The sequence below is a fragment of the Stenotrophomonas sp. STEN035 genome, assembly GCF_056759935.1.
The window spans coordinates 1-15022 of the sequence record NZ_JBRRDY010000031.1; the positions used below are offsets into that span (position 1 = coordinate 1).

At 63.2% G+C, this 15022-nt stretch carries 12 protein-coding genes; 9 read left to right on the top strand and 3 right to left on the bottom strand.

What is annotated here, in order from left to right:
• Nucleotides 1-327: 327 nt before the first annotated feature.
• Nucleotides 328-693 (bottom strand): 6-carboxytetrahydropterin synthase QueD, encoded by a 366-nt coding sequence (queD, locus tag ACVOLL_RS15710; protein ID WP_282272587.1) that lies wholly within the window; start codon nucleotides 691-693, stop codon nucleotides 328-330.
• Nucleotides 694-877: 184 nt separating this feature from the next.
• Here queD and ACVOLL_RS15715 point away from each other — a divergent pair, with 184 nt between their 5' ends.
• Nucleotides 878-3508, top strand: a complete 2631-nt coding sequence (locus tag ACVOLL_RS15715) for a TonB-dependent receptor (RefSeq protein ID WP_481513733.1) — start codon at nucleotides 878-880, stop codon at nucleotides 3506-3508.
• Between the two features lie 180 nt (nucleotides 3509-3688).
• Nucleotides 3689-6265, top strand: a complete 2577-nt coding sequence (locus ACVOLL_RS15720; protein ID WP_481513734.1) for a M14 family zinc carboxypeptidase — start codon at nucleotides 3689-3691, stop codon at nucleotides 6263-6265.
• A 341-nt stretch (nucleotides 6266-6606) separates the two neighbouring features.
• On the opposite strand, the gene ACVOLL_RS15725 is transcribed toward ACVOLL_RS15720, so the two are convergent.
• A complete protein-coding gene (locus tag ACVOLL_RS15725; RefSeq protein ID WP_481513735.1) occupies nucleotides 6607-8010 on the bottom strand; it encodes a DEAD/DEAH box helicase in 1404 nt (467 codons plus the stop codon).
• A 15-nt stretch (nucleotides 8011-8025) separates the two neighbouring features.
• Here ACVOLL_RS15725 and ACVOLL_RS15730 point away from each other — a divergent pair, with 15 nt between their 5' ends.
• The 3 genes from ACVOLL_RS15730 to maiA all read left to right on the top strand — a co-directional run bounded on the left by ACVOLL_RS15730 (nucleotide 8026) and on the right by maiA (nucleotide 10118).
• Complete coding sequence (locus ACVOLL_RS15730; protein ID WP_481513736.1) at nucleotides 8026-8154, top strand: hypothetical protein; 129 nt, start codon at nucleotides 8026-8028, stop codon at nucleotides 8152-8154.
• A 228-nt stretch (nucleotides 8155-8382) separates the two neighbouring features.
• The gene (locus ACVOLL_RS15735) at nucleotides 8383-9372 is read left to right on the top strand and encodes a fumarylacetoacetate hydrolase family protein (protein ID WP_481513737.1); all 990 of its coding nucleotides are present in this window, start codon (nucleotides 8383-8385) and stop codon (nucleotides 9370-9372) included.
• A gap of 89 nt (nucleotides 9373-9461) precedes the next feature.
• Nucleotides 9462-10118: a maleylacetoacetate isomerase gene (maiA, locus tag ACVOLL_RS15740; protein ID WP_481513738.1), complete on the top strand. Its 657-nt coding sequence runs from the start codon at nucleotides 9462-9464 to the stop codon at nucleotides 10116-10118.
• A gap of 237 nt (nucleotides 10119-10355) precedes the next feature.
• Here maiA and ACVOLL_RS15745 read toward each other — a convergent pair whose 3' ends face one another.
• A complete protein-coding gene (locus tag ACVOLL_RS15745) occupies nucleotides 10356-11486 on the bottom strand; it encodes a PilT/PilU family type 4a pilus ATPase (RefSeq protein WP_481508022.1) in 1131 nt (376 codons plus the stop codon).
• Nucleotides 11487-11583: 97 nt separating this feature from the next.
• Here ACVOLL_RS15745 and ACVOLL_RS15750 point away from each other — a divergent pair, with 97 nt between their 5' ends.
• From ACVOLL_RS15750 to ACVOLL_RS15765, 4 genes are all read left to right on the top strand, one after another.
• Nucleotides 11584-11970, top strand: coding sequence for a DUF4398 domain-containing protein (locus tag ACVOLL_RS15750; protein WP_481513739.1), 387 nt, complete (start codon nucleotides 11584-11586; stop codon nucleotides 11968-11970).
• Nucleotides 11970-12851: an OmpA family protein gene (locus tag ACVOLL_RS15755; protein WP_481513740.1), complete on the top strand. Its 882-nt coding sequence runs from the start codon at nucleotides 11970-11972 to the stop codon at nucleotides 12849-12851. Before ACVOLL_RS15750 ends, ACVOLL_RS15755 begins: the two co-directional genes overlap by 1 nt.
• A gap of 328 nt (nucleotides 12852-13179) precedes the next feature.
• Nucleotides 13180-13398: an HP1242/YdcH family protein gene (locus ACVOLL_RS15760; protein ID WP_481508019.1), complete on the top strand. Its 219-nt coding sequence runs from the start codon at nucleotides 13180-13182 to the stop codon at nucleotides 13396-13398.
• A 180-nt stretch (nucleotides 13399-13578) separates the two neighbouring features.
• Nucleotides 13579-14949 carry a pyridoxal-phosphate dependent enzyme gene (locus tag ACVOLL_RS15765; RefSeq protein WP_481513741.1) on the top strand — a complete coding sequence of 457 codons (1371 nt, stop codon included), beginning with the start codon at nucleotides 13579-13581 and terminating at the stop codon, nucleotides 14947-14949.
• Nucleotides 14950-15022 lie beyond the last annotated feature (73 nt).

Here is a 15022-nt window from a genome sequence, read left to right on the forward strand (position 1 = left end):
GCCGCCCTGTCCCCCCCCCCTCCCCGCCCGCGGGCGCCTGTGCGCTGTGCTCTCCCACCCCTGCCCGCCTCCCCCCCCCCCCCCCCCCCCCCCCCCCCCCCCCCCCCCCCCCCACTACCGCTCCCTCCCTTTGCCGCAGGCAAGGGGAGGGCTGGAGAGGGGTTGGCTCTTCGCTGGCGGTTGCAGTCCTGGCTTTTCGGCTTACGCCACGCCTACAAATTCCGCTGCATGGCGTGTAAAGCCTCTGCCGAGCATGGCTCGGCACTACAGGTGACTCCGATAAAACCTCTGCCGAGCATGGCTCGGCACTACCGCCTACCGCCTCCGTCAGGCGGCTTTGTCGCCTTTGTAGCTGCAGCCGGAGGTGCAGGTTTCGTGCACGACTACTTCGCTGAGCAGCGGCAGTGCCGGCTTCAGCTTTTCCCAGATCCACATCGCCAGGCGTTCGCTGGTGGGGTTCTCCAGGCCGGGGATGTCGTTGAGGTAGTTGTGGTCGAGCTGGTCGTAGAGTGGCTGGAAAGCGGCCTTCAGATCACTGAAGTCCATGATCCAACCGGTCTCCGGGCCGGGTTCGCCGCTGACCCGCAGTTCCACGCGGAACGAGTGGCCGTGCAGGCGCGAGCACTTATGGCCGACCGGGACGTTGGGCAGCCGGTGTGCGGCTTCGAGGGTGAAAACCTTGAAAATATCCATGGGCGCAATTGTAGGGTGCTGCCGTCGCTGCGCGTATGCGCCAGTGATGCCAGTCATATTTTCATATCCATCCTGATGGAGCGATGTAACGGATGGTTATGTGCGAATGCAACAAAGTGATTGGCCGGACATTTGGCTGTCATGAGGTACTGCACGGGTTGTCATTCACCTCTCCCCGGATTCCATGCCTACTCGTTCCTTGCTCGCCTTCGCGGTGGCCGCGGCCATCGTTGCTCCCTCCCTCGCCCTGGCCGAAACCGCTGCCGACGGCAGCAAGACCCTCGATGCGGTCCGGGTCACCGGCTCCAACATCAAGCGCACCGATACCGAGACCGCCAACCCGGTGCAGGTGATCGAACGCCAGCAACTGGAGCAGACCGGCAAGGCCAGTGTGGCTGACCTGCTGCGTTCGATCTCCGCCAATACCGGCAACGCCAGCAACGAAACCAGCAACAGCGGTTGGGCCTCGGGCTCGGCCGGCATCGGTCTGCGCGGTCTGTCGCAGAAGAACACGCTGGTGCTGCTCAATGGTCGCCGTCTGGCCAACTACGGCTTCCCGTCCGGTGGTCTGTCGGACACCTTCGTCGATCTCAACGCGTTGCCGCTGGTAGCGGTGGAGCGTATCGAAGTACTGAAGGATGGTGCTTCGGCGGTATACGGCTCAGACGCAGTCGCCGGCGTGGTCAACATCATCACCCGGCAGAATTTTGAAGGGGCCGAAGTCGGCGTCAGCGGCGGCACCTCCGAAGCCGGTGGGCTGGATCAGCAGAACCTCAAGTTCGTGGGTGGCCTCGGCGATCTCGACCGCGATGGCTACAACATCCTGGTGTCGCTGGAAGGCTATAACCGCGACCGATTGGACCAGAACCAGCGCGACCTGACCCGCTCGGGCATCTATACCGACAAGGCCGGTGGCCGCTGGAACGGGTGGTCGGCCAAGGGCGCGCGTTACCTGATCGGCGGCAAGTCGGTGCCGATGCTCGACGCCGCCGGCAACTGCCCGGAAGGCACCGTACTTACCGCGAGTGGTCCGATCGACGGCCTGGCCGGTGACACCTGCGCCTTCAACCAGGCGCCGTATACCACCCTGATTCCCTCGACCAAGCGCTGGCAGGCCTACGTCAATGGCACGCTGCGCATCAACGACTCGGTGGAAGCCTTCGCCGATGTGATCTACAGCGACATCAAGGGCGTGTCCTGGTTCGGCTCCAGCCCGTTCTTCACCCTGGAGAGCGGCCGCTTCGCGCTCAACGCCGATACCGGCCTGGCCGAGCCGGTGCGCTCGACGCTGCCGGCGGCCAATCCGTACAACCCGTACGGCGTGGACGTGCCGATCGAATACACCTTCTTCAACCTTGGCGGTACCATCAAGACCAACCGCTCGCGTTCCTATCGTGGCGTGCTCGGCCTGCGCGGGCAGACCGAGAAGTGGGATTGGGAAGTTGGTGCGTTCCAGGCCGCCAGCAAACAGCGCGAGACCGTCTCCGGCGGTTTTGCGAACCGCTGGGCCCTGTATGACGCACTGGCCAGCGGCAGCTACAACCTGCTCAATCCGTCAGCGACGGATCCGGCGGTGCTAGCTGCGATTGGCCTGAGCACGCTGCGCCCAGCCGAATCCGTGCTCAAGGGTGTCGATGCCAAGGTGTCCGGCACCCTGGGTGCAACCTGGGCGGGCGAGATTGGCTTTGCCGCCGGTGCCGAATGGCGTCAGGAGAAGCTCGATTCCAACAATCCGTGGCAGATCGATGCCGGCCTGCAGGTGCGTCCGGCAATCGCGGAAGTCCATGGCCAGCGCCAGGTCAGCGCCGCCTACGCGGAAGTAAGCGTGCCGCTGCACAGCACGTTGGAACTGCAGGCGGCGGCACGCGCCGATCATTACAGTGATTTCGGCAATGCGTTCTCGCCCAAGCTCGGCCTGCGTTGGCAGCCGCTGGATTGGTTGCTGGTGCGCGCTGCGGCCTCGCGCGGTTTCCGTGCGCCATCGTTGTCGGAGAACTCGGCGTCGACCAGTATCGCCTATGGCTCGGTGGTCGATCCGCATGATCCGGACGTTGCCGGCTCGCGGCAGAACCCGACCTTCTTCACCGTCGGCAACACCAACCTGGATCCGGAGCGCACGCGCAGCTTCAATGCCGGCTTCGTGCTCTCCCCGTGGCAGAACACCAATCTCAGCGTCGATTACTACCGCATCAAGCTGGACAACCTGATCGGCACCGGTAACACCACAACGCTGGTGGCGGAGAACGACCCGGCCAATGTGCTGCGTGATTCGCGCGGCAAGCTGCTGGCGGTCTACAACCGTTACCAGAACCTGAGCGAGCTGGAGACGTCGGGCGTCGACATCGAGTTGCGTCAGCGCTTGCAGACGGCCGCTGCGGGTGACTTCGGCCTGTCCTCCGCGCTGACCTATGTCATCGACTACAAGCGTCCGCAGGTGATTGGTGGCCCGTTGGTGGATTACGCCGGTTCCAACCTCGGCCCGTCGCTGCCGGATACCAAGGCCACCACCACGCTGGATTGGGCTTTGGGTGATTGGCGCACCGCGCTGACCTGGTACTACACCAGCAGCTATGACCAGCAAGGCAGTGCTGCGGCCAAGGCAGTGCAGAAGCAGGTGGCCAGTTACAGCCAGTTCGATCTGTATCTGGGCTACACCGGCATCGACAAGCTGACCGTGTACGCAAAGGTGCAGAACATCGGTGACCGCCAGCCGCCGTACGACGCCACCTTCCCGGGTGTGCGTGCACCGTATGACTTCAGTCAGTACGACCTGCGTGGGCGCTATTACACGCTGGGTTTTGATTACCGCTTCTGATTGAAAGCCAGCGGTGCTTTAGCCCCTCTCCCGTTCACGGGAGAGGGGTTGGGGTGAGGGCAGCTTTACCGCGCTGGAGCTTTGCCGGTGAAGCCCTTGCCGAGCATGGCTCGGCACTACAGGTCGTGCTGCCAGCAATTATTCGCAACAACGTTCATGCAATAGGGGAGTGCTACACCGATGTCGTTCCGCTTTTCACGTCTGCTGCCAGCGCTGCTGTTGGCAACACTCATCAGCCTGTCTCCGGCCTACGCCCAGAACAGCTACTACTTCCCCGCCGCGCAGCAGTTCGATGCGAAGGTGCCTTCACCGCAGCAGTTCCTCGGCTACGAAATCGGAAGCCACTACACCCGTCATGACCAGCTGGTGGCCTACTTCACCGAACTAGCGCGGGTCTCGGACAAGGTCAAGGTCGAAGTCATTGGTCAAAGTTACGAGCAGCGTCCGCTGCTGTTGGTGACCATCACCTCGGCGCGCAACCACGCGCGTAGCGCCGAGATCGCCGCGCAACGGCAGGCGCTGATCGATCCCGCACAGCCGCTGCCCGGCGCCGATGCACCGGCAGTGGCCTGGTTGGGTTACAGCGTGCACGGCAACGAAACCTCCAGCGGTGAAGCGGCGATGCTCACCGCTTACTACCTGGCCGCCAACCAGGACGCGGAAACCGCGCGCTGGCTGGATCAGGCTGTTGTGGTGATCGATCCGGCACAGAACCCGGATGGGCGCGATCGTGCCGCCAGCTGGCATAACGGCTGGGGCTCGCGTCCTGCATCGGCTGATCCCGCCGACAAGGAGCACGTCGAACCCTTCCCCAGTGGTCGCGTCAATCACTACTTCACCGATCTCAACCGCGATTGGCTGGCGTTGGCGCAGACCGACAGCTGGCCGAAGGTCGCGCAGTTCCATCGCTGGTATCCGAATATCCAGATCGACTTCCATGAGATGGGGAAGGACAGCACGTATTACTTCGAGCCGTCGCCGAAGAGCATGGAAAGCCCGCTGCTGCCGAAGTCTTCGTACGAGGCGAACAAGTGGCTGGCGCGTTTTCATGCCAAGGCCTTGGATGACCTTGGTTCGCTGTACTACACCGGCGAGAATTTCGACAACTTCTCGCCGATCTATGGTTCCACTTACCCGGATTTCCATGGTGCGGTCGGTGTGACCGTGGAGCAGGCCAGTTCGCGCGGGCTGGTGCAGGAATCGGTTAACGGCCCGCTGCATTTCAACTTCACCGTCCGCAACCAGGTGGCTACCGGTCTGGCCAGCGTGCGTGGCGTGGTTGAAGATCGTGACCGTCTGTTTGTGCTGCAGAAGGAGTTTTTCCGCAGCGCCTTGAAGCAAGCGGCCGCCTATCCGGTGCACGACTGGGTGTTCGGTGATGCTGCCGATGCCACGCTGACCCGCAAGCTGCTGGCGGTGCTTTTGCAGCACCGCATCGAGGTGCATGCGCTGGCGCGTGATGTGGAAGTGGATGGCAAGCGCTTCCAGGCCGGTTCGGCCTACGTGGTGCCGGCGCGGCAGCCGCAGTTCCGCCTCGCTCATTCGATCTTCGAGTTCACGCCGCCGGTGAAGGGCGATGTGTTCTATAGCGGCACTTCGTATGCGGTGGCGCCTGCCTATGGCCTGCGCTATGCCGGTAGCCGTGGTGCCTTGCCGAGCGGTGCGGTGGTAGATGCAGTGCCGACGGCGCAGGGCGGTATCAGTGGTGGCCGTGCGGGTTTTGCCTATGTTGCCGATGCGCGTGATTTCGGCAGTTTCCGTCTGCTGGGTGGGCTTCTGCGCGATAACGTGCGGGTGCGCACCGCGCATCAGCCATTCACTGCGGCTACGGCGAATGGTGATATGGCGTTTGGCCATGGTGCGGTGGTAATTCCGGTTGCGGGCCAAAGCCTGGATGCGGATGCCCTGCAGGCCAAGGTGCTGGCGCGTGCGCAGGAAGCCGGTGTCACGGTTCATGCATTGGCCACTGGTCGTGCGGCCAGTGGTATCGATCTGGGCAGCGACAATGTGCGGGTACTGCGCACGCCGAGCATTGCCCTGGTGATGGGCGAGGGCGTGTCCGCGACCGAGATTGGTTCAACGTGGTTCTCGCTGGATACCTCGCTGGGCCTGCCGTCGAGCAAGCTGGATCCTGTGCAGCTGGCCAGCGTTGATCTGGCGCGTTATACGTCGATCGTGCTGTCCGGCGGTACCTATGCAAACGTCAGTGATGCCGGTGTGGCTGCGCTCAAGCGTTGGATTGCTGCCGGTGGCTCCTTGGTGGTGTATGGCAGTGGCGCGCGCTGGGCCATCGACAAGGGTCTTGTCGAAGCCAAGCTGCGCGAGGGCGACAAGAAGGATGAGGCTGAGCGTCTGGATTTCGGTACGGTGCGTGATGTGTTCGCGCTGGGCCGGGTCAGCGGCAACATCCTCAGTGCGGATATCGACCCGACCCATCCGCTGGGCTTTGGTGTGCAGCAGCGGCGCATCTGGGTCAACAAGGAAGGCGGGCTGGTGTTCGAGCCGGTGAAGAATGCATTTCTCAATGTGGTGAACATTGACCGCGCGCCGGTGGTGAATGGCTATCTCTCCGATGCCAATCGTTCGCGGGTGTCGGGTTCCAGTTATCTGCAGGTGGTGCCGAGCGGGAATGGCAATGTGGTGTTGTTTGCTGATGATCCGGCGCACCGCAAGTATTGGCATGGCACCGAGCGCTTGCTGCTCAATGCCTTGCTGCAGGCGAACCACCTGAGCACACCGCGCCAGCGCGGGGAGTAGTGCTTGTAGCCCCGTTGTGCTCATAGCCCCTCTCCCGCTTGCGGGAGAGGGGTTGGGGTGAGGGGGCGGTGCGCAGCACCGTGCAGTTCTGCTTTTCTGGGCCGGCGGGTATGGGTATCGCAAAGGCCGAAAGCCGCCCTCATCCGCCCCTGCGGGGCATCCCCGCCTTCGCGGGGACAGGCTCTTCTCCCGTAAACGGGAGAAGGGATAGAACCAAAGCCAAAGCCAAAGCCAAGGCCAAAGCTCAAAGCTCAAAGCACAGCACCACATGAACCAGAAAGGCCGACGCAATGCGTCGGCCTTTCCTTTGCAACTCATCTCATCCCAACAAAAAGTTGGAATCAGGCGCTGGTACGGCTCTGGCCACGGCCGCCACCACCGCCACGACGCTGACCACCACCCGGGTGCGCATCACGACGCTGCTGGCCATTGCCGGCATTGCGCTGGCCACCCGGCTTCTGCGGCTGGCCGCCACGGCCGCCGCGCGGTGCATCGCCGGTCGGGCGGCGTGCGGCATGGCCGCCATTGCCGCGGCGTGGTGCCTTGTGGCCGCCCGGATGCTCCGCCTTGCCCGGTGCGCTGTTGCCCCAACGAATCGGGGTGTGCGGCTCAAAGCCCGGCACGTCACGGATGTCCATGTCGCGGTCGAGCAGACGCACGATCTGGCGCAGCAGCTTGGCTTCGTCCTGGGCAACCAGCGAGACAGCCTCACCGGTCGAACCGTTACGGCCAGTACGGCCGATACGATGCACGTAATCTTCCGGCACCATCGGCAGGTCGTAGTTGATGACCTTCGGCAGCTCGTTGATGTCGATGCCGCGGGCAGCGATATCGGTGGCCACCAGCACGGTCACGCGGCCGGCCTTGAAGTCAGCCAGTGCGCGCAGGCGCTGGCCCTGGCTCTTGTTGCCGTGGATCGCTGCGGTCTTGATGCCGGACTTCTCCAGGAAGTCCGCCAGCTTGTCGCAGCCATGCTTGGTGCGGCCGAACACCAGCGTCTGCACGCGGGAATCCTTGGCCAGCAGGTGCAGCAGCAGCTCACGCTTGCGCGCGCCGTCTACCGGGTGCACGCGGTGGGTGATGGTCTCGGCAACGGTGTTCTTCGGCGTGACCTGGATCTGCTCCGGGTCATGCATGAACTCCAACGCCAGCTGCTTGATGCTCTCTTCAAACGTTGCCGAGAACAGCAGGGTCTGACGGTTCTGGCGCGGCAGCTTGGCCAGGATGCGCTTGATCGAGGGCAGGAAGCCCATGTCGAGCATGCGGTCGGCTTCGTCCAGCACCAGGATCTCGACGCCGGACAGGTCGACGCTGCGACGCTCCAGGTGGTCGATCAGGCGGCCCGGGCAGGCGACCAGCAGGTCAACGCCACGGCGCAGGATGTCCAGCTGGTTGCCCATGCCGACACCGCCGTAGATGCAGGCGCTGGGGATGCGCAGGTACTTGCTGTAGCCACGCAGGCTGTCATGCACCTGGGTAGCCAGTTCGCGGGTCGGTGCCAACACCAGGGCGCGCGGGCGGCGCGGGCCATTGCCCACGCTCTGCGGCGAGGTGGCCAGGTGCTGCAGCAGCGGCAGGCCGAACGCGGCGGTCTTGCCGGTACCGGTCTGGGCGCCGGCCAGCAGGTCGCGGCCGTCCAGCGCAAGCGGAATGGCCTGCTGCTGGATCGGGGTCGGGTTTTCGTAGCCCTGCTCGGCGAGCGCGCGCAGCAGGAAGGGCGCAAGGCCCAGGTTTTCAAACGACATGGAGTACTCCGAAACATGAAGAACGCGCGCCCGAAGGGGCTTGCGTTGCTGATCATTGAAGACCAGCTGATCTCGGAGCGTTCCCGTAAACCGCGCTGCAAGATCTGGATGCAACCAACGCGGTGCGCTGGCTGGAATGCGTGACGATAGGCGTCGGAGTGGGGGCGGGCGGGCGGATGGGCCAGATGGCCGCTGATCCTGCACCGCCGGCGATCCCTGAGGGAAACGGACGGCCGCTGGCAGACCGCGCTAGTCTAAGGGATTGTTTCGGTCGGCACAAAAACGCCCGTTCAGCATTCGGCTGGTGAGGCTGGTGGTAGCTGGCTTATTCATTACAATTGAAACTTATTTCTCCGCAGACTGGACACTCCCATGAAGCTTGGTTCCCTGAAGGAAGGCGGCCGCGACGGCACCCTGATCGTGGTTTCGCGTGACCTGACCCGTGCGGTGCGGGCCGCTGGCATTGCCGCCACCCTGCAGCAGGCGCTGGAAGACTGGTCCAATCTGGCGCCGCGCCTGAACGCGCTGTCCGAGCAGCTCAATGCCGGCACCGTGGAAGGCGAGTTCGGCGTGGACATGCAGGCGCTGGCCGCGCCGCTGCCGCGCGCCTACGAATTCGTCGATGGCAGCGCCTACCTGCCGCACGTGGCGCGGGTGCGCAAGGCGCGCGGCGCCGAAGTGCCGGAAAGCTTCTACACCGATCCGTTGATGTACCAGGCCACCAGTGCCGGTTTCTATGGTCCGCGCGATGCAGTGAAGGTGATCAGCGAGGACTACGGCATCGATCTGGAAGCCGAGATCGTGGTCATCACCGACGACGTGCCGATGGCGGTGACGCCGGAGCAGGCCGCCGGTCACATCCAGCTGGTCGGCCTGGTCAACGACGTCAGCCTGCGCAACCTGATCCCGGGCGAGCTGGCCAAGGGCTTCGGCTTCCTGCAGTCCAAGCCGCGTTCGGCGCTGAGCCCGGTATTCGTGACCCCGGACGAGCTGGGCGCTGCCTGGCAGGACAGCAAGTTGCACCTGCCGCTGGTGACCCACATCAACGGCAAGTGGTTCGGTGCGCCGGAAGCCGGCGTCGACATGCAGTTCAACTTCGCCCAGCTGGTGGCGCATGCGGCCAAGACCCGCCCACTGACTGCAGGTGCCGTCGTCGGCTCGGGCACCATTGCCAATGAAGACACCGCACTGGGTGCCTCCTGCTTCGCCGAACAGCGCACCGTCGAAACCCTTCGCGATGGCAAGCCGTCGACACCGTTCATGAGTTTTGGTGACGTGGTGCACATTGAGATGCTGGACCGTGACGGCGTCAGCATTTTTGGTGCGATTGAACAGCGCATCGAGCAGGCTTCGCGTCCCTGATAAAACAGTTCGCGCGTTGACTGTGCTGGTGGTGAAGGAATCCTCACCGCCAGCCGCTATTGTGGTGGCAGGTGATGGGGGAATCTGACATGGAAGCAGGGCTGTCGCTCTATAGTTATTGGCGCTCAAGTGCCGCGTATCGCGTGCGTATCGGCTTGAACCTGAAGGGCTTGGAATACGCGCTCACGCCAGTACATCTGGTGCGTGATGGCGGCCAACAACATGCGCCGGATTACGCTGCATTGAACCCGCAGGAGCTGGTGCCGACGCTGCGCCATGGCGAGCGTGTACTGACCCAGTCGATGGCGATTCTTGAGTACCTGGAAGAGATCTTCCCCGAGCCGGCCCTGTTGCCGGCCGATGCCGGTGGCCGTGCGCGTGTACGTGCATTGGCGCAGCAGGTCGCCTGCGACATCCACCCCTTGAACAATCTGCGGGTGATGCAGTTCTTCGATCGCGAATGGAACGTGCCGCAGCCCGAGCGCGACGAGTGGACGCTGCACTGGATGCGCACCGGTTTTGCCGCGCTGGAGACCATGCTGGCAGGTTCGTTCGACACCGGCCGCTATTGCCACGGCGCAGAGCCCGGCCTGGCCGATTGCTGCCTGGTGCCGCAGCTGTACAACGCCCGTCGTTTCCATCTGGACCTGACCCCGTATCCAACCCTGCAGCGGATTGAAGAGGCCTGCCTGGCGCTGCCGGCATTCGACGCAGCGCGCCCGGAGAACCAGATCGACGCGGTTTAAGCCCGGCTGGATGGTTGTGGGAGCGGTGTCAGCCGCGAAGCTGATATGCCATGTAGGAGCGGCGTAAGCCGCGAAGCCGGCATTGCATCCGAAGCAGCAGATCACCTAATGCCGGCGAAATTGGTGTCCGGATCCATCAGTGGCTTCGCGGCTTACGCCGCTCCTACAAAAGCCAGGGTCGACCCGCCTCATGAAAAAGCCCCGCAATGCGGGGCTCTTGTTGCACGAACCACCAGCTCAGAACCCGTGCGTGATCGCAGCAGGTGCCGAAACCGCGAAATCCGCATACGGATCATGCTCGCCGCTGCCACCTTCGGAGAGGCGGAACTTCAGCGCCAGGCCATCGCGTGAGTCGGCTGCGCGCAGCGCTTCCTCCTGCTCGATGATGCCGTCCTTGGCCATCCGGAACAGGCACTGGTCGAAGCTCTGCATGCCTTCTTCCAGCGACTCTTCCATTGCCTGCTTGATAGTGTGGACTTCGCCGCGGCGCAGCAGGTCACGGATCATCGGGGTATTGAGCAACACTTCCGTCGCCGGGCGGCGACGACCGTCCTTGCCCTTGACCAGACGCTGCGACACCACAGCGCGCAGGTTCAGCGACAAGTTCATCAAGACGTTCTTGTGCGCGCTTTCCGGGAAGAAGTTGAGGATGCGCTCGATGGTCTGGTCGGCGTTGTTGGAGTGCAGCGTGGCCAGGCACAGGTGACCGGTTTCGGCGAAGGCGATGGCCGCTTCCATGGTCTCGGCATCGAGAATTTCGCCGATCAGGATGACATCTGGCGCCTCACGCATCGCGTTCTTCAGCGCATTGTGGAAGGCGTGGGTATCCAGGCCGACCTCGCGCTGGTTGACGATGGACTGCTTGTGTTTGTGCAGGAACTCGATCGGGTCCTCGATGGTGAGGATGTGCCCGGTCGAGGTGCTGTTGCGATGGTCGATCATCGAGGCCAGCGAGGTTGACTTGCCCGAGCCGGTCGAACCGACCACCAGCACCAGCCCGCGCGGGGTCATGATCACGTCCTTCAGCACCTGCGGGAGGTTGAGCTCCTCGATGCTGGGGATACGGCTCTTGATCGCACGGATCACCATGCCCACTTCGCCGCGCTGCTTGAACACGTTGACGCGGAAGCGCCCGGCGTCGGCCAGGGCGATGGCCATGTTCAGTTCCAGGTCGCGCTCGAACTGCGGCACCTGGCCTTCGTCCATCAGCGAGTAGGCGATTTTCTTGACCATGCCGGGGGGCAGGCCGGTATTGCCCAGCGGGTACAACTTGCCTTCAATCTTGATGTAAACCGGCGCTCCGGTAGTCAAAAACATGTCCGAAGCGTTCTTTTCGGTCATCAGCTTCAAGAAATAGCCGATATCCATGCGAAATTTTCCCCAACAAACGGCGGCGTGCCGTTGCAAGCACGCCTCTGGCTTGACCACAATGGCCGCGCTCAGTCACCCAAGCCACGGCTCCCCAATGAAATCTAGCTTCGCACAATTAAGACGATTCCTGTGTGTTGCCGCCTGCACATTCGTGCTATGCGGCAGCGCATTCGCGCAGGATCCGGGCGCAATGGAATTGCTTGCCGCACAACAGGCCGTCGAGAAAGCCGACCGCGCCGACGCTGACCAGTACGCGCCGGACACGATGGCGATGGCCCGCCAGCAGTTGGGCCAGGCCCAGCAAGCCGCAAGCGACCGACGGCTGCGCAAGCAGGCGCCGATCCTGGCGCTGCGCGCTGCCGCCGACGCCGATCTGGCACGTGCGCAGAGTGAGGAAGCCGTCGCACAAGCACAGCTGGCCCAGCGCAAGGCCGAGGTTGTACAGCTGCAACGCCAGTTGGCGACAGGGGAGGGACGTTGATGCGGATCAGGAATCTGGTGGTTGTGGGTCTGTTGGCCGTGCCCTTGTTGGCACTGGCGGCGGAAGATCCGGCGGTGGCGGCCTTGAACCAGCGTCTGTTGGTGCTGCAGGCCGACATGGCCACGGCCGATGTGGCCTCGTTCGAGAAACTGCAGGCGCAGCAGGCGATTGCGGCCTTGGCCAAGGCCAAGCGCAAGGAGCTGGACGATGCCCGTTATCTGGCCGAGCGTCGCGTTGCCATTGCCGAGGCGGCCAGTCGCACAGCGCTGGCTCGACGTGAGGTGGGCGAGTTGGAGCGCACCCGCAGTGAATTGCTGATCGAGGCCAGTCGCCGCGATGCAGCCCGTGCCCGTCAGGAAGCGGAACAGCTGCGAGTGCAGACCCAGATCCAGGCCGAAGAAGCCGAGCGCCTGCGCCTGGCAGCCGAAGCCGAGACGCTGGCCCGTCAGGATGCCGAAACTGCACTGACCAGCGTTGCCGGCCGTCAGCAGCAGCGTTTGAGCGCGGCCCAGCAGAACGCGGCCAAGCTGGCCCGCGAAGAAGCCGAGCTGGTCTCCGGGCAGAAGTTGCCAGCGTCCAGGTTCGACGGTCGCGGTGAGGTTTACACCTTCAGCGGTGATGCCTTTGCGGCAGGCCAGGCGGCGCTGTCCGGCGGCGCCCGCAACCAGGCCAAGGCGCTGGCCGAGTATCTGAACATCGGCAAGAAGGGACGGGTGGTGATCGAGGCCTATGACAGCGCGAACGGCGTTGGTCAGCGGCGTGCGCAGGCGCTCAAGGACGCGCTGGTAGCCGGTGGCGTTGCGGCCAGCCGGATCCAGGTGACGGGCAAGAAAGCAGCCTCCACCCGGGCCCGTTCAGCCGAGGTCATAATCGCGCCGTGACAAACTTAAATGGCTGAACTTGTTAGGTTTTTGTCATTCCTGCGGGGCTGAATGCGGCGTGGTTTGAATATTCAGTAAACGTTTCCGTATAGCCCTTGCCGGAACCTTTTTGCAGGCGTAGGGTCAATTGTCCGGGCGGCACTTTCGTCGTCCGGACAACGGAGGGCCGAGCCGGTGCAAGCGTGGCGCGAACCAGTAACCGAAAGCTCCTGGCAGGTTGGCCGGAGGACGGTTGGTGGTGCCACGGTGAGCGGCTTGGCTTTCCAATCCAGCAACGCCCCGTGCCGTCAGGCCGGGGCGTTCTTGTTTCTGCATGAAGGAGGTAGTCATGTTCGAAGGGCAGCCGCAGAGTGAAATCGACGCATTGGCCAAGGCCAACCCCGAGTTCAAGCAGCTCTACCAACAGCATAAGAAGCTGAACAAGAAATGCATGGACGCGGAGTTGGGTGTACTCCCGATTGACGGGGTCACCTTGGGACAGATGAAACGGGAAAAACTGCTGGCCAAGCAGAAGCTCCTGCGGATTTACGAAAACAGCATCAACTGAACCTTCCCCACGCTTGACCGTTTATGTCGCGGACGGTGGCGGCCTCCTCGTCGGCCGTCATTGTCCGCGTCACTTGGTGGTGTGGTTACAGTGCCTGAAGGTGTGAATACCTGACTTTCTTACACAACCATCGGATAATCATCGGTCCGGCCGCTTTGCGGCGCGATCTGAATCAAGCCGATGCCCATCCATTCCTCCATCCTCGAACTCATTGGCAATACGCCGATCATCAAGGCCCAGCGCCTGGATGCTGGCGTGTGCGAGCTGTACCTCAAGATGGAGAGTGCCAATCCGGGTGGGTCGATCAAGGACCGCATTGGTCTGTCGATGATTGAGGCAGCCGAGAAGCGTGGTGATCTCAAGCCCGGCGCGACGCTGGTGGAAGGCACCGCAGGCAATACCGGCCTGGGCCTGGCGCTGGTGGCACAGCAGAAGGGCTACAAGCTGATCCTGGTGGTACCGGACAAGATGAGCCGGGAGAAGATCTTCAATCTCAAGGCCATGGGCGCTGAGGTGGTGTTGACCCGCTCGGACGTGGCCAAGGGCCACCCGGAGTACTACCAGGACCTGGCCAAGACCGTTGCCGATCGTACCCCGGGTGCCTACTTCATCAACCAGTTCGGCAACCCCGACAACCCTGCCGCGCATGAATTCGGCACCGGCCCGGAGATCATCGAGCAGATGGGCGGTGACCTGGACGCCATCGTGTTCGGCTGCGGCAGCTCCGGCACCATGACCGGCCTGTCGCGCGCCTTTGCCAGGCTTTCGCCCAAGACCGAGCTGGTGCTGGCTGACCCGGTCGGTTCGATCCTGGCCGAGTACATCAACGACGGCACGCTGAACGAAAAGTCCGGCAGCTGGCTGGTGGAGGGTATCGGTGAGGACTTCCTGCCGGATATCGCTGATTTCAGCCGGGTCAAGAAGGCTTACGCCATCAGCGACGCCGAGAGCTTCCACACCGCGCGTGAGTTGCTGGGCAAGGAAGGCATCCTCGGCGGCTCCTCGACCGGCACCCTGCTGGCCGCCGCACTGAAGTACTGCCGCGAGCAGACCACCCCGAAGAAGGTGCTGGTGCTGGTGCCGGATACCGGCAACAAGTACCTGTCCAAGATGTACAACGACTACTGGATGCTGGACAACGGCTTCCTCGAGCGCCCGCAGTTCGGCGACCTGCGTGACCTGATCCTGCGGCCGTACAGCCAACGCGACACCGTAGTGGTGGGCCCGAAGGACCTGCTGACCACCGCCTACCAGCGCATGAAGCTGTACGACGTGTCGCAGCTGCCGGTGATGGATGGCAGTCAGCTGGTCGGCATCATCGATGAAAGCGACGTGCTGTTGCACGTCTATGGCGACGAAGCCCGTTTCCGTGATCCGGTCTCGGTGGCCATGGTCAGCAAGCTCGACCGTTTGGATGTCAAATCGCCGATCGAAGCCCTGCTGCCGGTATTTGACCGCGGCCAGGTTGCGATCATCACCGATGGTGATGCATTCCTCGGTTTGATCACCCGCATCGACCTGTTGAACTACCTGCGCCGCCGCGTTCAGTAAGCCCAACTGGGCCTCTCGCTGGAGGGGCCACGGTAGATTCAGACAGCACTGATAGAATTTCGCCCCTTTAGCT